The organism is Nonomuraea cavernae (assembly GCF_014646355.1).
Classification (GTDB): Bacteria; Actinomycetota; Actinomycetes; order Streptosporangiales; family Streptosporangiaceae; genus Nonomuraea; species Nonomuraea cavernae.
The window spans coordinates 1-19,585 of record NZ_BMNH01000003.1 but is presented as its reverse complement, the minus strand read 5'-3'; the positions used below and the strand labels follow the sequence as shown (position 1 = coordinate 19,585).

Sequence of the window (19,585 nt, the reverse complement as noted above, 5' to 3'; positions counted from 1 at the left end):
GAACTCCGAGAGTGTACGACCCCACCCGTCTCACATGCCACTCAAATGCCACAAGCCGTACAAACTCTATCCTGCGGCCTTCTGCCGACACTTGTCCCCGTTTCCGGAAGATCAGGGCTCACCCTTCCCACGTCACACCCCGCACCCCACGGACCCTGCCTCCCGTCAGCGCTCACAATGATCACAGTAGGCTGGCCACATGAATCTCGCTCCGGGTCTCCGCTCCCAGCTGCTCATCGTGGTCAAGAGTGAGGACACGGCTCGCGAGGTCGGCAGCGGCGACGTGCCGGTGCTCGCCACTCCGCGGCTGCTGGCGATCGCCGAGATGGCCACGGTCCAGGCCCTGCGCCCGCACCTGGCCCCCGGCGAGACCTCGGTCGGCAACCGGGCGGAGCTCCAGCACCTGGCCCCGAGCCCCATCGGCACGCACGTCGAGTTCACCACCGAGCTCACCGAGAGCGACGGCAAGCGGCTGGTCTTCACCTTCGAAGCCCGTGACCGGCGCCGGGTCGTCGGCCGCGGCACGATCGAGCGCGTCGTCGTCGACCGGGCCGCCTTCATCGAACGCGCTACTCGATGACGGCGATGAGATCGCCTTCCTGGATCACGTCGCCCTCTTTCACCTTGAGCTGAGCGACCACCCCGTCGTCCTCCGTGAGGACCGGGATCTCCATCTTCATCGACTCAAGGATGACCAGCGTGTCACCGTCGGAGACGGTGTCCCCCTCCTGGACGACAACCTTCCAGACATTGGCCACCATCTCGGCTCGCACCTCAGCCACCGCGACTCCCCTCTTCCGTGAACTGATGTTCAGTGAATCAACAATGCCATGTCGCTACGTGCGCATCCGCCCGACCAAGCCGGTGTCATAGTCGCCCGAGCCGAACTCCGGGTGGTCCAGCAGCTCGGCGCAGAAGGGCAGATTGTTCTTAGGCCCCTCGACGACGAACTCCTCGACCGCCCTCCGCGCCCTGTCCAGCGCCTCGGCCCTGGTGGCCGCATGGACGCAGAGCTTGGCCATGAGCGGATCGTAGAACGGCGTGACCATATCGCCCTCGGCGTAGCCGGAGTCAACACGGACCCCCTCACCGGCGGGCTCCCGCCAGGCGGTGATCTTGCCGGGGCCGGGGAAGAAACGCTTGGGATCCTCGGCATAGACGCGGAACTCGATGGCGTGGCCGCTCGTGGCGGGCCGCACGTCGGGGCTCTCCCCGGCCGCGACCCAAAGCTGCAGCGCGACCAGGTCGAGCCCGGTGACGAGCTCGGTGACCGGGTGCTCCACCTGAAGCCGGGTGTTCATCTCAAGGAACACGAAGTCCTGCCGGTCGGTGTCGACCAGGCACTCCACGGTGCCCGCGCCCAGGTAGCCGACCGTCTCACCGGCCCGCACCGCCGCGGCCAGCATGCTCGCGCGCAGCTCCGGCGTGATGCCGGGCGACGGCGACTCCTCGACCACCTTCTGGTGGCGGCGCTGCACGGAGCAGTCGCGCTCACCGAGCGCCACGACCCGGCCGTCCGGAAGGCCGAGGATCTGCACCTCGACGTGACGGGCCCGCTCGATGAAGCGCTCCAGCAGGATCGCCGGGCCGACCGGCCCGTCGCCGGTCGCCGCCCCCGCGAACCTGGCCGCCGCCCTCGACGCCTGCTCGTACGCCTTGACCAGGCCGGCCTCGTCATGGGCGACGCTCATCCCGATGCCGCCACCGCCACCCGCGGTCTTGACCATGACCGGGAACCCGATCTCGTAGGCGGCCTTGACCGCCAGCTCGAGATCGGTGACGGGCTCGCGGGTGCCGGCGGCCACCGGCACCCCCGCGTCCTCCATCAGGTTGCGGGCGTTGATCTTGTCGCCCATCCGGGCGATGGCCTCGGGTGCCGGGCCGATCCACACCAGCCCGGCATCGATCACCGCCCGGGCGAACGCGGCGTTCTCGGCGAGGAACCCGTAGCCCGGGTGGATCGACTTCGCCCCGGTGGCGCGGGCGGCCTCGAGCACCTTGCCGGCGTCGAGGTAGCTCTGCGCCGGGTCGGCCGGACCGAGGAGCACCGCCTCGTCGGCTTCGCGGACGAAGGGCAGGCCGGTGTCGGCCTCGGAATGGACGGCGATGGCGCGCAGCCCCATCTGCTTGACCGTACGGATGATCCGCCGTGCGATCTCACCTCGGTTGGCGATCAGGACGGGTCCGAGCGTCTCAATAGGCACGCCGCCAACACTACGGCCGCGAGGGGTCTCCCCCCTTTCCTCCTAAACCACCGATCCGGAGAGCGCGATCTGTAGGAATCCCACAATTGTGAGCCGCGAGAAACGCGGTAGCGGCCTCCGCTTCTAGCGGATTCGCCCTACGTCAGGGGCGATGAGCCGCGGCGTACCGGTCGGCCACGCGGGCCAGCGCCTCGATCGCCGCGGGGTCGTAGGCCGTGCCCGCCGCGAGCCGCAGCCGCTCGAGCGCGGCGCCCGCCCGGTCACGGTCGGTCGAGCCGCCGACGAGGTCGTCGTAGGCGTTGGCGACCTTGATGATACGGCTCGACAGCGGCGGGTCGGCGGCGACCGGATCGCACTGCCGCCGGACCAGATCGGCCACCCGGTCGAGGACCCCCGTCTGCTTGATCACCGCGGCGCCCAGCTCGGCGATGCGCCGGGCCTGGTCGGGATCCGTGAGCACGGTGGCCCCCCCGGGGATGGGGTCGCGCAGCGACAACTGGCCGATGTCGTGCATCAGCGCCGCGTACTCGAGCTCCAGGAGCTCCGGCTCGGCCATGCCCAGCTCCCTGCCGACCGCCACCGCCAGGCGGCTCACCCTGCGTGAGTGGCCCGGCTCGACATAGCCGCCGACCTCGGTGACGCGCGACAGCGCGCGTACGGTCTGCAGGTAGGTCGCGCGGATGCCGGCGTACTTGCGGAAGGCCACCTGCGTGACCAGCAGCGGGGCGGCGAAGACCAGGAGTGCCACCAGGTCCATGCTGTGCGTGGCGAGCGCGAGCAGCACCCCCGACGCGCCCACGGCGGCGCCGAGCGGGAACGCCATGTTGATCTCGTCGCGGAACGCCACCCTGAAGGCGGTGCGCACCTGCTCGGCCCTCAGCATGGCCGCGATCAGCACGTCGACGAAGAGCGAGAGCGCGATCAGGACGATCATCACGGCGAGCGCCGGCCACCAGTTCTCGTCCGGCGGCTGGGTGTGCAGGTAGAGCGGATCGGCCAGCGGCCGGAAGGCGAACGCGAGCAGCGCCCCGGTCAGCAGCCTGCGGGCCATCGCGTCGAGACGCGGCGGGCGGCCGACGGCCAGATGGGGCAGCGCGCCCGCGATCATCCCGACCGCGATCACGGCCACCACCTGGAGCGCCGGGTGTTGCAGCCGCTCCTGGCTGAGGTCGAGCAGCAGCGTGTAGCCGAGGGCGGCCGCGGCCCCGATGGGCGCGACCTCCCTGTTGCCCGGCATGGTCAGCCTGGCCAGCTCGCCGACCGCGATCAGCGCGCCGAACCCGATCGCGATCTCGGGATGGTCCAGCCCGACGGCGGCCGTGTGCGCGACGCCCGCCACGGCCACCAGCCCGGCGGCGCAGATCAGCAGCAGTTGCCCCGAGTCGAGCCCCTGGAAGGCGCGGGTCACGGCCCGCTCACCACTTCGATCGGCATGGTCGGGTCGTCGTGGTCCTTGGTGGGCTTGTCGTCGGCCTCGGGAGGCGGCAGGTCGACCCGGCGGGGCGGCTGCCACGGCCGGCGTTCGAGCGCCCGGACGAAGGCCGTCACCATGACCGGGTCGAAGTGGGTGCCCGCGCACTTGTGCAGCTCCTCGACGGCCACCTCGACGGGCCGCGCGCCCCGGTAGGAGCGGTCGGAGGTCATCGAGTCGAACGCGTCGGCCACCGCGATCACCTTGGCGAACTCGGGGATCTCGTCACCGGCCAGGCCCATCGGGTAGCCCGTGCCGTCGTGGCGCTCGTGGTGGTGCATGATCCCGGCGTAGGCCTCGTCGAGGAAGTCGATGCCGCGCACGATCTCCAGGCCGCGCATCGGGTGCAGCTGGATCGCGGCGAACTCCTCCTCGGTGAGCGGCCCGTCCTTCTGCAGCACCTTGGTCGGCACGCCGAGCTTGCCCACGTCGTGCAGCATGCCCGCGTAGCCGATGGCGCGCAGCCGCTCCAGGCCCATGCCGATCTCCTGCGCGATCATGGTCGAGGCCGCCGACACCCGGGTGCAGTGGCCCCTGGTGTAGTAGTCCTTCGTCTCCACCGCCTGGCACAGCGCGGCGATCGTGGCGTCGTACGAGCGCTGCTGGGCGTGGTATTGACCGAACGCCCAGCGCGCCACGAACAGCGGCAGCAGCACCAGCACGGCGGAGATCGACTGGACGGTCGCCCAGAGCCCCGCCACCAGCAGCCCGAACGTGCCGTAGCCGAGGTAGGAGAGCAGGAACTGCACCATGCCACGCATCGGCACCTCGACCCGCCCCTCGCTGGTCGCGAGGCGGATCATGGTGAGCGTGAGCACGATGTTGAGCGGCACGAACACGGTGGTCGCCGCGACGTAGGGGCCGATCAGATCCTCGAAGGCGTTGACCTTGGGCACCCCCGACTCGCCGCCCAGCCCCGCGTAGACCAGCCCGGCCGCGTAACCGCAGATCGCGAACTGCGCCCCGTTGAAGAGCCGCTTGATCAGCGGCAGGCCCGGCCGCACGCTCAGAGTCGCCGTGAACCCCACCACCGCCGCGCCCTCGGGACCGATCAGCACCACGGCGGCCAGCGCGGCCGAGAAGCTGACCGACACCGCGAACTGCTCCACGTTGAGCAGCGTCGGCATCGACTCGCAGACCAGGAACAGCAGAGCGAGCACCAGCAGGGTGCCCAGCTCGGCCGTGGTCACCGGACGTGCCGAACCGAACAGGCTGTGCCAGAGGAGGGCCGTGGCCGTGCCGATGACGACGACCAGATAGACCCTCGCAGGCCACGGCAGATCACGCATTGCGGCCCCCTACGGCTGGCTCAGGTCCACGACACCCCTGGTGGGAAGACCGTCTCGCCGCCCCCGGCCAGCACCAGCACGACGGGGACGACCAGCACCATGAACGTGAACAGCCGCGCGATCATGATCTTTGACATCCGCTTGCCTCCGGGTCGAGTCCTGGAGGTCACGCTACAGAAGACGGCCTTGTCACACCGGCGGAGTCACGAATCGCAAGCAAAGCGTAATCAACCCACTACCTGCGGCGACTCCTGGCCCACTCGACGGTGTTCTTCAGCCCGGTGGACAGATCGGTGCGCGGCTCCCAGCCGAGCCCCTCGTAGGCGGGCACCGGATCGACGGCCATGGCGGGCAGGTCGCCCGGCCGGGGCTGGGCGAAACCCGGCTTGTCGAGGGCGCCGGCCGCGTCGGCGATCAGCGAGTGCAGCCTGCGGTCGGGCGTCTGGATGCCGGTGCCGAGGTTGAACCTGCGGCCGTCGCCCACCGTGCCGCACGCCTTGACGAAGCCGTCGACCACGTCGTCGACGTAGACGTAGTCGCGCGTCTGGGTGCCGTCGCCGTAGAGGACCGTGGGGGTGCCGCCGAGCAGGCCGTCGGTGAAGATGGCCACGACCCCGGCCTCGCCGTCGGGCGACTGGCGGGGGCCGTACACGTTGGAGAGCACGAGCGTGGTGTATTCGATGCCGTGCAGCGCGCGGAACGTCGCGAGGTAGGTCTCGCCGCTCAGCTTGGAGGCGGCGTAGGGCGAGCGGGGGTCGGTGGGCGCGTCGCCCGGCACCGGGATCGTGGCCGGCCGGCCGTAGACCGCGACCGACGAGGCGAAGACCACCTTGCGCGTGCCGCCCTCATGGGCCGCGGTGAGCACCGACGCGGTGCCCTCGACGTTGACGCGGGCGTCGTGCACCGGGTCCGCGACGCTCTTGCGGACGCTGATCTGCGCGGCGAGATGGCAGATGACCTCGGGCCGCACCTCGGCGGTGAGCCGGATCATCGCCGGGTCGAGGACGTCGAGCACCTCGAGCCGGAACCGGTCATGGGTCAGCGCCGTGGCGAGGTTGCCCTGGGCGCCGGACGAGAGGTCGTCGACTGCCACCACCTCATGGCCTTCGGCCAGCAGGCGGTCGACGAGATTGGACCCGATGAACCCGGCACCACCGGTGACAAGGACGCGCATGGGGGAGATCCTAGTCGGAGAGCTCGGCCCTCACCTGCGCGATGCGGGCCAGCACCTTGGAACGCAGATCGCCCGGCACGGGGTCGCACCCGCAGTGCTTGGCCACCAACTGCTTGACCACTTTGTCGAGGTCGTGTTCCTTCAGGCAGGGGTCGCACTCGTCGAGATGCACACGGATGTCGCTCACGTCGCCCTCGGCGAGCTCGCCGTCGATGTAGGCGTAGACCTTGTCCAGCACTTCGCGACAGTCGGTGTCGTGCGGCTTGCCACAACTCATTTGGATCCCTCCGTCGGGACCAGGCCACGCTCGCGAGCATAGTCCTCAAGGTGTGCCCGCAACTGCCTTCGTCCACGGTGCAGCCTTGACATCACGGTGCCGATCGGAGTGCCCATGATGTCGGCGATCTCTTTGTACGGGAACCCCTCGACGTCGGCCAGGTAGACCGCGATCCGGAAGTCCTCGGGAAGCGCCGCCAGCGCCTCCTTGATGTCACCGTCGGGGAGATGTTCCAGCGCCTCGACCTCGGCCGACTTCAGGCCGCTCGACGTGTGCGACTCGGCCCGCGCCAGCTGCCAGTCCTCGATCTCCTCGGTGCCCGACTGCTTGGGCTCGCGCTGCTTCTTGCGGTAGCTGTTGATGAAGGTGTTGGTCAGGATCCGGTAGAGCCAGGCCTTGAGGTTGGTGCCTTCCTGGAACTGGTGGAACGACGCGAACGCCTTGGCGAAGGTCTCCTGCAGCAGGTCCTCCGCGTCCGCTGGATTCCGGGTCATCCGGAGCGCGGCCGAGTAGAGCTGCTCGAGGAAAGGCATGGCTTCGCGCTCGAACCGCTCACTCCGCTGTTCCAGAGTCTCCGCGCCTGTCGCGGGCACCGGGCCCACCCCCCTAAGATCACCGGTGGCCGACTGTGGCGGTACACCGTATTCAGGGGAGAATACCCGCTTGTCAGTGACCGGCCGGTCATTGGGGAGGGGATCGAGCAATGTGAGCATGCTCGTCGCAACACGCCCGCGCCATTGTCTGTTCCCGCAAGATAGAAGGTGACGAACGACCCGGTGCGGGGAAAACCATACGTACCGGCTGGTAGCCATTTCCCGGAACCCAGGAGTCGCGTGTGCTGCCCATTCCGGCCGAGGAACTGAACGGCTCAGGGACGCTCGGACCGTACTGGAACTTCTACCGCGCGGTCGCCGCCGAGCAGTTGAGCCGCTGGCTACCCGGCGAGCCCTCCGTGGTGCTCGACCTGTCCGGTGGACGCGGGCGGTGGTCCGGCCAGGCCGCCCGGGCCGGGCACCGGGTGATCGAGTTGCTCGACTTCCGGCGCACGGCCGACGCCCAGGCGCGGTTGCGCGAGGCCGGCCGGGTGCGCCACGTACGCGCCGACGACCTGTCGTTCCTGCCCGACGAGAGCGTCGACGCGGTGGTCGCCGAGGAACGCGCGATGTCGATCGAGCTGATGTCCGAGTCGGTGATGAGCGACGTGGCGCGCGTGCTGCGACCGGGCGGCCGTACCCTCGTCTGCGTCGACTCGCTGGTGCTGGGCATGGCGATCCTGGCCGAGCAGGGCCAGTGGCAGCACCTCCGGCAGACGGGCGAGGTCATGCTGGTGCCCTGGCCCGACGGCGGCATCACCCGCTGCTTCAGCAGCGGCCAGCTGCGCGAGCTGCTGATGGGCGCGGGGCTCGAGGTCGAGTGGGTACGCCCGCGCACGGTGCTGTCACCCTCGACGGTCGATCACGTGCTCAGCTCCGACAGCAGAGCGCTCACCTGGCTGGTGCGCACCGAGCTCGAGGCGCACCCCGACGACGACGACACGGTCGGCATCCATCTCGTCGCGAGCGCGCGCAAGTCCTAACGCCGGCGTTCGCGCCTGCCCTGGCACTGCACGCACCGCGCGGCCTCGGGACGTGCTTCGAGCCTGCCTTCCGGCACCGGCTTGCCACAGTCCACGCAGCTGCCGTAGGAGCCCTCGTCGAGCCGTTTGAGGGCGTCGACCACCGCGCGCCGCTGCGTGGTGGCGACGGTCAGCATGGCCTGGGCGCGGTCGGCGTCGGTCAGGTCTGAACCCGCGTCGGCCGCGGAATACTCGCGGACCGCGGCGGGGTCGCCCTGCAGCACCCCGATCGACCGGTCCAGGTCGGCGAGCATCTTCTCCAGCCGTTCACGAGCGGACGTGTCATCCACGACTCCGCACCTCCGGGTAAAGGAATGCGAACCGCGACGGAACTCCCCGGTGGCACCGCCCGGCGCGAGAGAGGGCAATGTTCATGCGCGGTGACTCCGAGTGCACGGATGCACCGCTTTCCTCACCGGATGCCCACTTGGCACAGCTTTTAACCTTCAGAAAAGGCCGCTTCCCTCCTCGGAAGCAATGGGTTTGATGAGCTCCGGCCCGTTGTTGCGGACGTTGTTGACGTCCGTGGAGACCGGGACGGCGGTCAGCCGCCCGGGATCGGCCGGCACCAGCAGCTCCGAGGCCTCCTCGGTGTCGGTCAGCTTGGGGTCGAGCCACTCGGCCCAGCGCTCGCGCTCGATCATCATCGGCATCCGGTCGTGGATGCGCCCCAGGTCGTCCTCGGCGTCGGTGGTGATGACGGTGCAGGTCACCAGCCACTTCAGCGGGTCGTCGTCGGCACGCGACGGGTCCTTCCAGAACTCGTACAGGCCCGCCATCGCGAGCACCCCGCCGTCGGCGGGATGGATGAAGTACGGCTGCTTCTTCTTCCCCTGCTTGCCCGAGTTCTTCCCCTGCTTGCCCGAACCCTCCGCGGCCACCGGCATCCACTCGAAGTAGCCGTCGGCGGGCAGGAGGCACCTGCGCTTGGCGAACGCCTGCCGGTAGGCCGGCTTCTCGGCCACCGTCTCGATCCTGGCGTTGATCATGCGTGACCCGATCGACGGGTCCTTCGCCCAGGCCGGGACGAGGCCCCACTTCACGATCCGCAGCTGCCGCACCGCCCGCTCGGCCTCCTTGGGCACGCGGCTGAGGACGGCGTAGACGTTCTTGGTCGGCGCGACGTTGTAGTCGGGACCCAGCTCCTTGTCGGGGTCGCCGTCGAGCTCGACCTGGAACTCCTCCAGCAGATCGTGCTTCTTGCGCGCCGAGGCGTATCTACCGCACATGACCCCACACTGCCACGTACGGCTTTCGCCCGCGTGCCCGCCACAACCGGCCGATGCCGTTTTCCGCGGGCCGTTGGGTTCCCACAGGTCGCGAGTTTTCCACAGGTCGTGAGGCCGACGGGGTGCTCGTCCACAGGCTGGGGCCGGGCGTACCGGCTGCCAGTAGGCTTTGACCATGGCTTCAGCACCGCACTGGCCCGCGCCGACCGCGAGCGCTCCCGTCGTCGCGTCCGTCCGTCTGCCCGGCTCCAAGTCGGTGACCAACCGCGCCCTGGTGCTCGCCGCGCTGGCCGACGGCCCCGGCACCGTGCGCCAGGCGCTGCGCAGCCGCGACGCCGACCTGATGGTGGCGGCCCTGCGCGCCTTGGGCGCGACGCTGGAGGCCACGTCCGAGACGGCCGCGGCCGTCGACTGGCGGGTGACCCCCGGCCCTGTCCGAGGCGGCGCGAGCATCGACGCGGGCCTGGCGGGCACGGTCATGCGGTTCGTCCCTCCGGTGGCCGCGCTGGCCGACGGGCCGGTGTCGTTCGACGGCGACCCCCACGCCCGCAAGCGCCCGATGGGCCCCATCCTCGACGCGCTGCGCACCCTGGGCGCCCACATCGACAACGACGCCCTGCCGTTCACCATCCGCGGCCCGCTCACGGGGGGCGAGGTCACGATCGACGCCTCGGGCTCGTCCCAGTTCGTCTCCGGCCTGCTGTTGACCGCTCCGCGCTTCGCCAAGGGCGTCACGATCCGCCACGTGGGGCCGCCGGTGCCGTCCCAGCCGCACATCGAGATGACCGTCCAGATGCTCAGGGCGGCCGGCGTGACGGTCGACGACGGCGACCGCGACGTGTGGCGCGTCGAGCCCGGCCCCATCGCGGCCATGGACCTGACCGTCGAGCCCGACCTGTCCAACGCCGCGCCGTTCCTAGCCGCGGCCATGGTCACCGGCGGCACCGTCACGATCCCCGGCTGGCCGCACCAGACCACCCAGCCCGGCGACACCCTGCGCGACCTGCTGGCCCGCATGGGCGCCACGGTCCACCTGTCCGACGGCTCCGAGCCTGCCGCCGGGCGGTCCACGGGTTCCGGCCCGCTCACGGTCACCGGCACGGGCCCGGTTCACGGGATCGACGCCGACCTGCGCGAGGTGGGTGAGCTGACTCCGACCATCGCCGCGCTGGCCGCCCTCGCTGATTCGCCCAGCCGCATCCGCGGCGTGGGCCACCTGCGCGGCCACGAGACCGACCGCCTCGCCGCGCTGGTCACCGAGATCAACCGGCTGGGCGGCGACGCCGAGGAGACCGGCGACGGGCTGATCATCCGCCCGCGTCCCCTGCACAGCGGCGTCTTCCACAGCTACGACGACCACCGCATGGCCACGGCCGGCGCGGTCATCGGCCTGAGGGTCCCCGGCGTCGAGGTGCCCGACATCGCGACCACGGCCAAGACGCTGCCGGAGTTCGTCCAGATGTGGACGGCCATGCTGGAGGCTCGATGAGACGGCCGGCGGTGCGGGGGCCGGCGGTGCGGGGGCCGGTGAGACGGGTACGTGTGGGGTCGGAGGGCACGGGCATGTCCGGCCCCACGAGTGAGGCAAGCGATCGCATGGGAGTAGGCCGCTGAGAAAGCGGGAGTATGACGAGGACGACGTAAGGGTCAGGCCAAGCAAGGGATCACGGCCCCGGACCCGCATCCGTCCTGCGCACGAGGACGCCGTCCAGGGGTTCGTGGTGGCCGTCGACCGCGGCCGCTACACCACGCTGGTCGAGCCGGAGCGGCCGAAGGGGTCGGCGCAGAAGCGCAGGCAGCCGCAGCGGCGGCTGGTCGTCGCGATGAAGGCGCGCGAGCTGGGCCGCAAGGGCATCGTGGTCGGCGACCGGGTGGCCCTCGTGGGTGACGTGTCCGGTGAGCCCGACACCCTGGCCAGGGTCGTACGGGTGGAGCCGCGCACCTCCATGCTGCGCCGCTCGGCCGACGACACCGACGACACCGACGGCATCGAGCGCCCGGTCGTGGCCAACGCCGACCAGCTCGTCATCGTCACCGCGCTGGCCGACCCGCCACCCCGGCCACGCATGATCGACCGCATCCTGGTGGCCGCGTTCGACGCCGAGATCGACGCGCTGCTCTGCCTCACGAAGTCCGACCTGGCCCAGGCCGACGACCTGGTGGCCCTGTACGAACCGCTCGGGGTCTCCCACGTGACCGTGCACAAGGGCGGCTCGCTCGACGAGCTCCGGGAGCACCTTCAGGGGCGCATCAGCGTGCTGGTCGGCCACTCGGGCGTGGGCAAGTCCACCTTGGTCAACGTCCTCGTCCCCGACGCCAACCGGGCCGTGTCCCAGGTCAACGCGGTGACGGGCCGCGGCCGGCACACCTCCACCTCGGCGGTGGCGCTGGAGCTGCCGGAGGGCGGCTGGATCATCGACACACCCGGCGTGCGCAGCTTCGGTCTGGCCCACGTCTCGGTCGAGACCGTGCTGGCCGGCTTCCCCGACCTGGTCGAAGGCACGGTCGACTGCCCGAAGGGCTGCACCCATCTGGGCGACGGCTGCGCCCTCGACGCCTGGGTGGCGGCCGGTCACGCCGACCGGGTCCGCCTCGAGTCGCTGCGCCGCCTGCTGTCCAGCCGCGACGGCAGCCCCGACGATTCCTGATCTCTGAACATTCCGGCCCGGCGAGGGCCATCTCAGGGCCGTCCGGACACACTCGCGCCGCGCGGCTGGGGCGGCTCACCAGAAAAGGGGTGATGCCACACTGATGCCCGGCACACCCGGCACGGTAGCGTGGCTGACCGTGCAGGGTTACTCCGATGATCTACGCCTCGCGCATGTCATGGCGGACGCCGCCGATGACCTGACCTTGCGACGGTTCAAGGCGGTCGACCTCAAGGTCGAGACCAAGCCCGATCTGACCCCGGTCAGCGACGCCGATCGCGCGGCCGAGGAGGCGATCCGCGGCACCCTCCGGCGGGCCCGGCCGCGTGACGCGGTCGTCGGCGAGGAGTTCGGCCGCACCGGCTGGGGTGCCAGGTCATGGATCATCGACCCGATCGACGGCACCAAGAACTACGTGCGCGGCGTGCCCGTGTGGGCGACGCTGATCGCGCTGATGGAGCACGGCAAGGTCGTCGTCGGCCTGGTGTCGGCCCCGGCTCTCGGGCGACGCTGGTGGGCGGCCACCGGGGGCGGCGCGTGGACCGGCAAGAGCCTGACCAAGGCGACCCGGATGCGCGTGTCGTCGGTCGGCGAGCTGGGCGACGCGTCGTTCTCCTACTCCAGCTTCGGCGGCTGGGAGAAGACCGGCAAACTCGACCACTTCCTCGACCTGAGCCGCGCCTGCTGGCGCACCAGGGCCTATGGCGACTTCTGGTCGCACATGATGGTCGCCGAGGGCTCGGTGGACGTGTCGGCGGAGCCGGAGCTGTCGCCGTGGGACATGGCGGCGCTCACGGTGATCGTGGAGGAGGCCGGCGGCGTCTGGACCGACGTCGCCGGGGTGCCGAGCCTCGAAGGTGGCAGCCTGGTCTGCACCAACGGCCTCCTGCACGACGAGGTGCTCAGCCGCCTGAACGGCACCGCTCGCTAGCGACGGCCCCGCCCCGCCGGGTCAGCAGCCCGGCCCGCGCCTGGATGGCGGCCGTGACGGCGTCCAGCTCGCGCTCGTCGGCGATCGTCATGTTGTCCTCGTAGGTGACGCCGGGCGGCGGGGCGTCGTGGCCCAACGGATCGGCGTCCCAGAAGTTGCCCAGGTAGACGACGTTCTCCAGCGGCGGGCTGACCTGCAGGACGGCCGTGTTGTCGGCGCCTGCGACGACGTTCGACTCGACTGTGACCCAGGCGGCGCCGTAGTCGGTGTAGAGGGCGAAGTTGTAGGGCGTACGCGTGTCCTTGATCACGTTGCCCTCGACGACGGCGCCGTTCTCGTACGAGTCGCCCTGGATTCCCGACAGGTAGACGCCTCCCCCGTCGGCCAGCACGCTCATGCTGCCCGAGACGACGTTGCGCAGCACGCGGGTGCCCGCGCCCGGCCCGGCCGTGATCCCGCAGTGCGGCACGTCGGTGATCTGGTTGTGCGCGACCGTCACGTCGCGCGTGCTCAGCAGGGCGATGCCGGGCGAGCCGGAGTAGTCGAGCCCGGCCCGGTGGATCCGGTTGTCCTCGACGAGCACGCCGTGGCTGCCGGTGACCGCGATGGCGGAGGCGGACAGGGTCTCGAAGTCGCACCCGCGCACGACGGCGTCGCCGCCGCCCGACAGACCGAGTGCCGTCGCGCCCAGCCGGACGAACCGGCAACCCTCGATCTCCACGCCGGACGTGCCGTCGAAGACGACGCAGGCGGGGATCGTGACCGCTTCGAGGGGAATCGTCACCGAGGCACCCTCCCCCAACGTCACCACGTCGATCGCACCGCCGTCGTGGTAGCCACTCCCGTGGTAGTGCAGGAACCCTTCCGGACGGCTCGGCCGCAGCCAGGTGGCGTCGGCGAAGACCAGCCCCCTGAAGGAGACGCCGCGCGTGCCGGTGGCACGCACCAGCGTCTCCAGCACCGGAGCGACCACCCGCGTCCGCTCCGGACGCTGTCCGGGCAGGGGCAGGTAGCGCAGGACGTGGCGGCCGGGGCGCGAACGGTCCAGGACGAACGTGCCGGGCTCGGTGAGGAAGCTCGCGTCGTTCTCCACGCGGGTGGGCAGGCCGGGGCCACGCGACGTCTGCCCCTCCCAGGTGGAGTTGTAGAGGTCGGCGGCCCAGCCGAAGGCGGGCTGGGCCATGGTGATCACGGTCTCCCGGTCGTCGCCGGACACGGCGGCCACCCCGCAGCGCGCCTCGGTCCACGGGTAGACGCCGCGGTGGACGAACTCGACGTCGCCGGGGCTGCGCCAGTCTCTCGGAGCGGCGCTGTCGGTGACGTAACCGGTCTCGGTCATGGTGGCCGTGCCGGGCAGGCCGTCGATGGCGGCCCGCTCGGCCCGGCGCCCGTCGACGTAGAGCTGGCGCGTGTCCAGTGGGCCGACGTCGGCCACCCAGACGCCGCCGTCCTCCCGCCAACCGGTGATCTCGCGGCCGCCGCTGAGCACGACCTCCTCCTGCTCGGGAGTACCGTACCCGCGTGCCTGGAAGCTGGTCCGGCCGGAGTCGGCCGCGGCGAACTCCAGCGGGGCCGTCAGCGGGTACGTGCCGCCGCCCAGGTGCACGACGACCTCGCCGGCCACCTCGCGCGCCGCCGACCGGGCCCGGCCGAGACTCGCGAACGGACGCTCCTGCGTGCCCGGCCACGCGTCGTCACCGGAAGGCGAAACATGGAAATGGAACACGAAAGCCCCCTGCACCTTTGCTGTTTATGGCGTACACGTAGTAGCACAGCATAAACACACAGGGAGTGTCCATGAGAGGCAGAGCCGAAGACCCCGACCACGGCGTCGAGCTGCTGTGGCGAGGCGCCGGCACGGAGCCGAGGCCGGGTCTGAGCCTGGCGCGGATCGTGCGCGCCGCCGTCGACGTGGCCGACGCCGAGGGCCTGGCCGGGTTGTCGATGCGCAAGGTCGCCGATCGGCTCGGCTTCACCACCATGTCGCTCTACCGCCACGTCCCAGGCCGTGACCAGCTCGTCGACCTCATGCGGGACGCCGTCATGGCCGAGCACCCCCTGTCGCCTCCGGCGGCAGCCGCACCCGGCCCGGGTGTGTGGCGGGCGACGCTGGAGGCCTACGCGCGGGAGTCGTGGGAGCTGCGCAGGCGGCACCCCTGGCTGGCGGAGGTGCGCGGCAGCCGGCATCTGCCCGGCCCGAACGGCGTCGCGCACTACGAACACATGCTGAGCGCGGTCCGGCACACCGGTCTGACCCCCGCCGAGGTGATCGCCGCCGTGGGGCTGGTCGGCCGCTTCCTCGACGCCGAGGCCCTGCTGCTGGTCGAGACCGCCCGGCAGGAGCGCGAGAGCGGCGTCAGCGAGGAGGAGTGGTGGGGCTCTCGCGACTCACTCTTCGAACGCCTCGATCGCTACCCGACGCTCACCTACCTCTGGGAGGCCGGCGGCTACGACCACCCCGAGGACTCCTTCGAGTTCGGCCTGGCACGGATCCTCGACGGCATCGAGTTGCTCATTCAGAGGCGTGACGAAATGCGTGACGAAACCTGCATGATCTGCGGCAGGCCGGTAGAGGCCCCGGCCTCCGGACGCCCCCGTAAATACTGCTCACACGCCTGCCGCCAACGCGCCTACCGGCAACGCGGCCCCGCCTGACCACACCATCCGGCCGTGCCCACACCTGGGTTCAGAACGCGCTCGGCTACAACGCCAGCACCCGCTCGACCGCCGCCATCAGCCCACTCCGGTACGCCTCCCCGTACAGGACCACGTGGACGAGCAGCGGATGAAGCTGGTGCAGCGGGACCCGGCCCCGCCAGCCATCGGCGAGGGGACTCTCCTCCCGATAGGCGCCGAAGACCCGATCCTGGTACGCCACGCCGAACAGCGCCAGCATGGCCAGATCCGTCTCCCGGTGACCGCCGTGCGCCGCGGGGTCGATCAGCACCCCCGAGCCGGCCGACCAGAGCACGTTGCCGCTCCACAGGTCGCCGTGGATGCGAGCGGGAGGCTCCGGCGGCCCGGCGACCTCTCCGAACCGGTCCACGGCCTGCTCGATCAGCCGTACATCACCCGAGGACAGTCGCGCCTGGCGTACGAAGGGGAGAACTCGCTGGGCCGCGTAGAACTCCGGCCAGTCGTCCGCGGGCGTGTTGTCCATCGGCAGCTCGGCGATGAAGCCGGGCCAGGGCGCGCCGAAGGCGGGCGCCCCCGCGCGGTGCAACCGGGCGAGGTCGCGGCCGAACCGCTCGGCGGCCTCCGGCGTGGGACGCTCGGCCTCCACCCACGACAGCACGAGCCGGTCGCCTGCCACGTCGATCACCTCCGGCACGGCGATCGCCTCGCCCAGCCAGCGCAGCCCTGCGGCCTCGGAGGCGAACAGCTCGGACGCGCCCCCGGTCTTGGCGAACACCTCACGCCCGTCCTCCGTCACGCCCCGGCTCAGCCGCCAGCCGTGCGACGAGCCGAGGTCCTCAGTCGATCTCATCGGCGATGTGCTTGACGATGCCCTCGGACGCGGCCCGGACCAGCTCAAGCACCTCCTCGAAGCCCTCGGTCCCGCCGTAGTAGGGATCGGGGACCTCGGCGCCCTCCGGCGCGTTGGGGTCGAACGACCGGAAGAGCCGCACTTCGCTGCCGAGCGGAGCCATCCTCCGCAAAAACGCCAAGTTGTCCCGATCCATGGCCAGCACCAGGTCATAGCGATCGAACCAGTCCTCGGTGAACTGCCGCGCCCGGTGAGCGGAGCCGTCGTAGCCATGGTCGGTCAGGGTCCGCAGCGCCCGCTCGTCCATCGGATCACCCGCGTGCCATCCCCCGGTGCCCGCGCTGTCGACCATCACCCGCTTGGCCAGCCCTTGCTCGGTCAGCGTGTGGCGCAACACCGCCTCGGCCATCGGCGAGCGGCAGATGTTGCCCATGCACACGAGGCATACGCGATAGGTCATACCTTCCATCATGAGGGCCAGCGGGTGCCGCCGGCGCCCCCACCCACCCCGATCGTCGACCGGCCGGCCCGGGCGGCCCCGAGGTCACGTCGAGCAGTGCCGGAACGACTTCATGATCCGTGTGATGACCCCCTCAACGGTCGCGATGCCCTGGTCGACGTCGGTGCTGCCCTCGCTGAGCACGGCGACGGCGTAGTCGTGGCCCCGTCCCTGGATCAGCCCGACGGTGACGACGGCCCAGCGCTTGGTCGACACGCGCTTCAGCCAGCCGTTCTTCAGCGCGACGTCGTCACCCGCGCAGGCGGCGGCGCTCACCCCCCAGTCCTGGCCGTCGACGACGTCGCCCATCAGCCGCAGAACCTGGGCGCGTTCCTTGGCCGGAAGCGGGCTGTCGTCCGACACCAGCGCCCGCATCAGGCGGATCTGGTCGTCGGCGGAGGTGCGGGTGATGCCCCAGCAGTAGAGGTCGACGCACCTGCCGTCGACTCCCCGCGTGTGGCGCAGGCCGTACTTCCTGCCTGCCTTGGTGAAGCCGGAAGCGGCGCCGATGCGGAGCCAGAGGCGGTCGGCGGCGTGGTTGTCGCTGTGACGGATCATGAGCTCGGCGTCGCGCCTGATAGCGGAGGAGAGTTCGCGCCACGAGGTTCTGAGGAGGAGGGCCATCAGGATCAGGACCTTGGCGGAGCTGGCGGTGATCAGAAGCTCATCGCGGTGATAGCGGAAGATCCGGCCGGTGGAGAGATCCTTCACCGTGGCGCTGACCCGGAGCGGCCGGCCGGACAGGAAACCGTCGAGGCGCTTGGCGATCTTCCTGGCGGAGACAGGCGGGTTCTGCGCGGCCCGCGCCTCCTTGACCATCTCCCTGCCGTGCTCCTGGAGCCTTGCCGGGGCCCTCGCCTGGACGGGCGCCCGAGACTGTGCCACGGGCGCCCGCCCGGCCAGCGGCCAGGCCGCTATGGACAGCAGAAGGGCGAGCGCCAGAAGCCGACATATCGCCTTCCCTGCGATCACTCATGAATTATCACGACGAAGGGCAAGGCCCGCTAGGCGGGTACGGCGAGCAATCTCGCGATCGAGTCGTCGTCACAGGTGTCCCAGAAACCGCCTACGACATCCTCCAGATGCTGGAGCGAGTCGGCCTGGAACAACACATCCTGATATTTCGTGATGTCGTAGTGAGTGGTGCCCATCGCCTGGATGTCCAAAGGCCGGATGTCCATGCCTCTGAACTCCTCGATCTCTCCGTACGAGGACAGAATCCCCGCCCCGTACGCCTTGAGCTCCGTCCCTTCCCGCATCACCCCGAACTCCAGCGTGAACCAGAACACCTTGGACACGAACTCCAGCGCCTCCGCACTCTCCACCCTGCGCGCGGCCGCCCCGGCCAGCCGGTAGAGCGCCGCGTAGCGGTCACTGGCCAGCGCGTTGGCGTGCCCGATGACCTCGTGGATGACGTCCGGCTCCGGGGTGTAGAAGGGCACTGAATGATGGCGGATGTACTGAGTCGAGTGGAAGTATCCGTCGGCCAGGACGCCGTAGAACTCCCGCAACGGCACCAGCCCGGCGGCCGGCAGATAGCGGAACCCGGTCAGCGGCTCCAGCAGCTGGCTGACCTCCTCCAACTGCGGGATCCGTGCCTCCGGCAGCCCCAGCCTCGCGGTGCCGGCGAGATACTCGGCCGTGGCATACCGGCTGTGCTTGATCGCCAGCTCCCTGGTGACCAGCGCCCAGATCTCGTGCTCCTGCTCGGTGTACGTAGCGACGGGGATCGGAGTCCCCCTGCGATGGTTCACCGCCAGCCCGGCGATCGCGTTGCGCCGTGCCCGGTAGACCGGATCGGCGAAACCTGGATGCGACGACGCCAGCTCGACCACGACCGAGCCGTCATCCTGCGCCGCGATCGGGGCGAAATACTGTGCTTCCTCGAACATGTCCTAGATAACAGCAACTCCGGAGATTCCTGGCAAGAGCGCCCAGTTTTACTGCGCGATACGCTGGATTCAGTACGGAGTTGATCGACTTTTATGGTCAAATCGCATAGTCGAGGAGGAGTCGTGGACCAGCTGGACGCCCGGTTGCTCGTGACCATGCGAGCGCATCCCCGGATAGGTCTCACCGAACTCGCCCGGGTGCTGGGCGTCGCGCGTGGCACCGTACAGGCTCGCGTCGAGAAGCTGACCGCCCGGGGAGTGATCGAGGACTTCGGCCCCACGGTCTCGCCCGCGCACGCCGGCTACCCGATCCTGGCGTTCGTCTGGCTGCAGATCGCTCAGGGACGGCTGGTCGAGGCGGTGCAGGCGCTGGACGCCGTGCCGCAGATCCTCGAGGTGCACGGGACCAGCGGTCAGCACGACCTGTTCTGCCGCGTGGTCGCCCGGAGCACCGATCACCTGCAGGACATCATCGCCCACATCCTGGCATCGCCGGCCGTACAACGGACCGACACGACGATCTCGCTGTCCACTCAGATCCCGTATCGCATCGAACCGCTCCTGCAGGCGCCCTGAAATGCGAGAAGGGCCCCACCCAACGGTGGAGCCCTTCTCAAACAATTGTCCGGCGGTGACCTACTCTCCCACACCCTCCCGAGTGCAGTACCATCGGCGCTGGGAAGCTTAACTTCCGGGTTCGGAATGTAACCGGGTGTTTCCTTCCCGCCATAACCGCCGTAACCCTATGAAACACACAAACAACACACGCTGTTTGCAGTCTCAGAATTGCCTAGTGGACGCGAGCAACACACCTGCGAACTTCGCGCGCGGCGCTGTTCCGGACCCGGCGAAGAGTAACGGAACGCAGC

General features: G+C 70.1%; 21 protein-coding genes and 1 rRNA gene. 7 read left to right on the top strand and 15 right to left on the bottom strand.

Annotated elements, in window-relative coordinates; translation table 11 throughout:
* Positions 1–199: 199 nt before the first annotated feature.
* Positions 200–580, top strand: a complete 381-nt coding sequence (locus IEY82_RS06920) for a thioesterase family protein (RefSeq protein WP_189123171.1) — start codon at positions 200–202, stop codon at positions 578–580.
* Here IEY82_RS06920 and IEY82_RS06915 read toward each other — a convergent pair.
* The 7 genes from IEY82_RS06915 to IEY82_RS06885 form a co-directional block, all read right to left on the bottom strand.
* Positions 570–782: a biotin/lipoyl-binding carrier protein gene (locus IEY82_RS06915; RefSeq protein ID WP_189123170.1), complete on the bottom strand. Its 213-nt coding sequence runs from the start codon at positions 780–782 to the stop codon at positions 570–572. The genes IEY82_RS06920 and IEY82_RS06915 overlap by 11 nt on opposite strands.
* A 54-nt stretch (positions 783–836) precedes the next feature.
* Positions 837–2,204, bottom strand: a complete 1,368-nt coding sequence (locus IEY82_RS06910) for an acetyl-CoA carboxylase biotin carboxylase subunit (protein ID WP_189123169.1) — start codon at positions 2,202–2,204, stop codon at positions 837–839.
* 142 nt (positions 2,205–2,346) lie between these two features.
* Positions 2,347–3,612 (bottom strand): HD-GYP domain-containing protein, encoded by a 1,266-nt coding sequence (locus IEY82_RS06905; RefSeq protein ID WP_189123168.1) that lies wholly within the window; start codon positions 3,610–3,612, stop codon positions 2,347–2,349.
* Positions 3,609–4,964 (bottom strand): HD-GYP domain-containing protein, encoded by a 1,356-nt coding sequence (locus IEY82_RS06900; RefSeq protein ID WP_189123167.1) that lies wholly within the window; start codon positions 4,962–4,964, stop codon positions 3,609–3,611. The genes IEY82_RS06905 and IEY82_RS06900 overlap by 4 nt, the downstream gene beginning before the upstream one ends.
* 235 nt (positions 4,965–5,199) lie before the next feature.
* Entirely contained in the window at positions 5,200–6,138 is a 939-nt protein-coding gene (locus IEY82_RS06895; protein WP_189123166.1) for an NAD-dependent epimerase/dehydratase family protein, read from the bottom strand.
* Between the two features lie 10 nt (positions 6,139–6,148).
* On the bottom strand, positions 6,149–6,415 hold the full coding sequence (rsrA, locus tag IEY82_RS06890; protein WP_189123165.1) for a mycothiol system anti-sigma-R factor: 267 nt from the start codon (positions 6,413–6,415) through the stop codon (positions 6,149–6,151).
* On the bottom strand, positions 6,412–7,017 hold the full coding sequence (locus tag IEY82_RS06885; RefSeq protein ID WP_189123164.1) for a sigma-70 family RNA polymerase sigma factor: 606 nt from the start codon (positions 7,015–7,017) through the stop codon (positions 6,412–6,414). The genes rsrA and IEY82_RS06885 overlap by 4 nt, the downstream gene beginning before the upstream one ends.
* A gap of 233 nt (positions 7,018–7,250) precedes the next feature.
* Between IEY82_RS06885 and IEY82_RS06880 the strand changes: the two genes are divergently transcribed.
* Complete coding sequence (locus tag IEY82_RS06880) at positions 7,251–7,991, top strand: class I SAM-dependent methyltransferase (protein ID WP_189123163.1); 741 nt, start codon at positions 7,251–7,253, stop codon at positions 7,989–7,991.
* Here the strand turns inward: IEY82_RS06880 and IEY82_RS06875 are convergent.
* Positions 7,988–8,320: a TraR/DksA family transcriptional regulator gene (locus tag IEY82_RS06875; RefSeq protein ID WP_189123162.1), complete on the bottom strand. Its 333-nt coding sequence runs from the start codon at positions 8,318–8,320 to the stop codon at positions 7,988–7,990. The genes IEY82_RS06880 and IEY82_RS06875 overlap by 4 nt on opposite strands.
* Before the next feature lie 156 nt (positions 8,321–8,476).
* Positions 8,477–9,259 (bottom strand): SOS response-associated peptidase, encoded by a 783-nt coding sequence (locus IEY82_RS06870; RefSeq protein WP_189123161.1) that lies wholly within the window; start codon positions 9,257–9,259, stop codon positions 8,477–8,479.
* 175 nt (positions 9,260–9,434) lie between these two features.
* On the opposite strand from IEY82_RS06870, the gene aroA reads away from it, so the two are divergent.
* The 3 genes from aroA to hisN all read left to right on the top strand — a co-directional run bounded on the left by aroA (position 9,435) and on the right by hisN (position 12,838).
* Positions 9,435–10,748, top strand: a complete 1,314-nt coding sequence (gene aroA / locus IEY82_RS06865; RefSeq protein ID WP_189123160.1) for a 3-phosphoshikimate 1-carboxyvinyltransferase — start codon at positions 9,435–9,437, stop codon at positions 10,746–10,748.
* A 121-nt stretch (positions 10,749–10,869) separates the two neighbouring features.
* The gene (gene rsgA, locus IEY82_RS06860) at positions 10,870–11,907 is read left to right on the top strand and encodes a ribosome small subunit-dependent GTPase A (RefSeq protein ID WP_189123575.1); all 1,038 of its coding nucleotides are present in this window, start codon (positions 10,870–10,872) and stop codon (positions 11,905–11,907) included.
* 139 nt (positions 11,908–12,046) lie between these two features.
* The gene (hisN, locus tag IEY82_RS06855; RefSeq protein WP_189123574.1) at positions 12,047–12,838 is read left to right on the top strand and encodes a histidinol-phosphatase; all 792 of its coding nucleotides are present in this window, start codon (positions 12,047–12,049) and stop codon (positions 12,836–12,838) included.
* Here hisN and IEY82_RS06850 read toward each other — a convergent pair.
* Complete coding sequence (locus IEY82_RS06850) at positions 12,810–14,564, bottom strand: right-handed parallel beta-helix repeat-containing protein (RefSeq protein WP_189123159.1); 1,755 nt, start codon at positions 14,562–14,564, stop codon at positions 12,810–12,812. The genes hisN and IEY82_RS06850 overlap by 29 nt on opposite strands.
* A 71-nt stretch (positions 14,565–14,635) precedes the next feature.
* On the opposite strand from IEY82_RS06850, the gene IEY82_RS06845 reads away from it, so the two are divergent.
* Positions 14,636–15,493: a TetR/AcrR family transcriptional regulator gene (locus IEY82_RS06845; protein WP_189123158.1), complete on the top strand. Its 858-nt coding sequence runs from the start codon at positions 14,636–14,638 to the stop codon at positions 15,491–15,493.
* 46 nt (positions 15,494–15,539) lie between these two features.
* On the opposite strand, the gene IEY82_RS06840 is transcribed toward IEY82_RS06845, so the two are convergent.
* The 4 genes from IEY82_RS06840 to IEY82_RS06825 all read right to left on the bottom strand — a co-directional run bounded on the left by IEY82_RS06840 (position 15,540) and on the right by IEY82_RS06825 (position 18,716).
* On the bottom strand, positions 15,540–16,325 hold the full coding sequence (locus IEY82_RS06840) for a fructosamine kinase family protein (protein ID WP_189123157.1): 786 nt from the start codon (positions 16,323–16,325) through the stop codon (positions 15,540–15,542).
* A complete protein-coding gene (locus tag IEY82_RS06835) occupies positions 16,312–16,785 on the bottom strand; it encodes a low molecular weight protein-tyrosine-phosphatase (RefSeq protein ID WP_189123156.1) in 474 nt (157 codons plus the stop codon). The genes IEY82_RS06840 and IEY82_RS06835 overlap by 14 nt, the downstream gene beginning before the upstream one ends.
* Positions 16,786–16,869: 84 nt before the next feature.
* On the bottom strand, positions 16,870–17,709 hold the full coding sequence (locus IEY82_RS06830) for a serine hydrolase (protein ID WP_225262357.1): 840 nt from the start codon (positions 17,707–17,709) through the stop codon (positions 16,870–16,872).
* Positions 17,710–17,828: 119 nt separating this feature from the next.
* Complete coding sequence (locus IEY82_RS06825; protein WP_189123155.1) at positions 17,829–18,716, bottom strand: phenylalanine 4-monooxygenase; 888 nt, start codon at positions 18,714–18,716, stop codon at positions 17,829–17,831.
* Between the two features lie 123 nt (positions 18,717–18,839).
* Between IEY82_RS06825 and IEY82_RS06820 the strand changes: the two genes are divergently transcribed.
* The gene (locus tag IEY82_RS06820) at positions 18,840–19,292 is read left to right on the top strand and encodes an Lrp/AsnC family transcriptional regulator (RefSeq protein ID WP_225262356.1); all 453 of its coding nucleotides are present in this window, start codon (positions 18,840–18,842) and stop codon (positions 19,290–19,292) included.
* A gap of 47 nt (positions 19,293–19,339) precedes the next feature.
* On the opposite strand, the gene rrf is transcribed toward IEY82_RS06820, so the two are convergent.
* Positions 19,340–19,456, bottom strand: a 5S ribosomal RNA gene (gene rrf / locus IEY82_RS06815).
* Positions 19,457–19,585 lie beyond the last annotated feature (129 nt).

Bases quoted from the DNA above. Each gene is read 5' to 3' on its own strand.
- IEY82_RS06920 (WP_189123171.1), top strand. From the start codon at position 200: ATGAATCTCGCTCCGGGTCTCCGCTCCCAGCTGCTCATCGTGGTCAAG.
- IEY82_RS06900 (WP_189123167.1), bottom strand. From the start codon at position 4,964: ATGCGTGATCTGCCGTGGCCTGCGAGGGTCTATCTGGTCGTCGTCATC.
- IEY82_RS06895 (WP_189123166.1), bottom strand. From the start codon at position 6,138: ATGCGCGTCCTTGTCACCGGTGGTGCCGGGTTCATCGGGTCCAATCTC.
- rsrA (WP_189123165.1), bottom strand. From the start codon at position 6,415: ATGAGTTGTGGCAAGCCGCACGACACCGACTGTCGCGAAGTGCTGGAC.
- IEY82_RS06870 (WP_189123161.1), bottom strand. From the start codon at position 9,259: ATGTGCGGTAGATACGCCTCGGCGCGCAAGAAGCACGATCTGCTGGAG.
- aroA (WP_189123160.1), top strand. From the start codon at position 9,435: ATGGCTTCAGCACCGCACTGGCCCGCGCCGACCGCGAGCGCTCCCGTC.
- IEY82_RS06845 (WP_189123158.1), top strand. From the start codon at position 14,636: ATGAGAGGCAGAGCCGAAGACCCCGACCACGGCGTCGAGCTGCTGTGG.
- IEY82_RS06840 (WP_189123157.1), bottom strand. From the start codon at position 16,325: ATGAGATCGACTGAGGACCTCGGCTCGTCGCACGGCTGGCGGCTGAGC.
- IEY82_RS06835 (WP_189123156.1), bottom strand. From the start codon at position 16,785: ATGACCTATCGCGTATGCCTCGTGTGCATGGGCAACATCTGCCGCTCG.
- IEY82_RS06825 (WP_189123155.1), bottom strand. From the start codon at position 18,716: ATGTTCGAGGAAGCACAGTATTTCGCCCCGATCGCGGCGCAGGATGAC.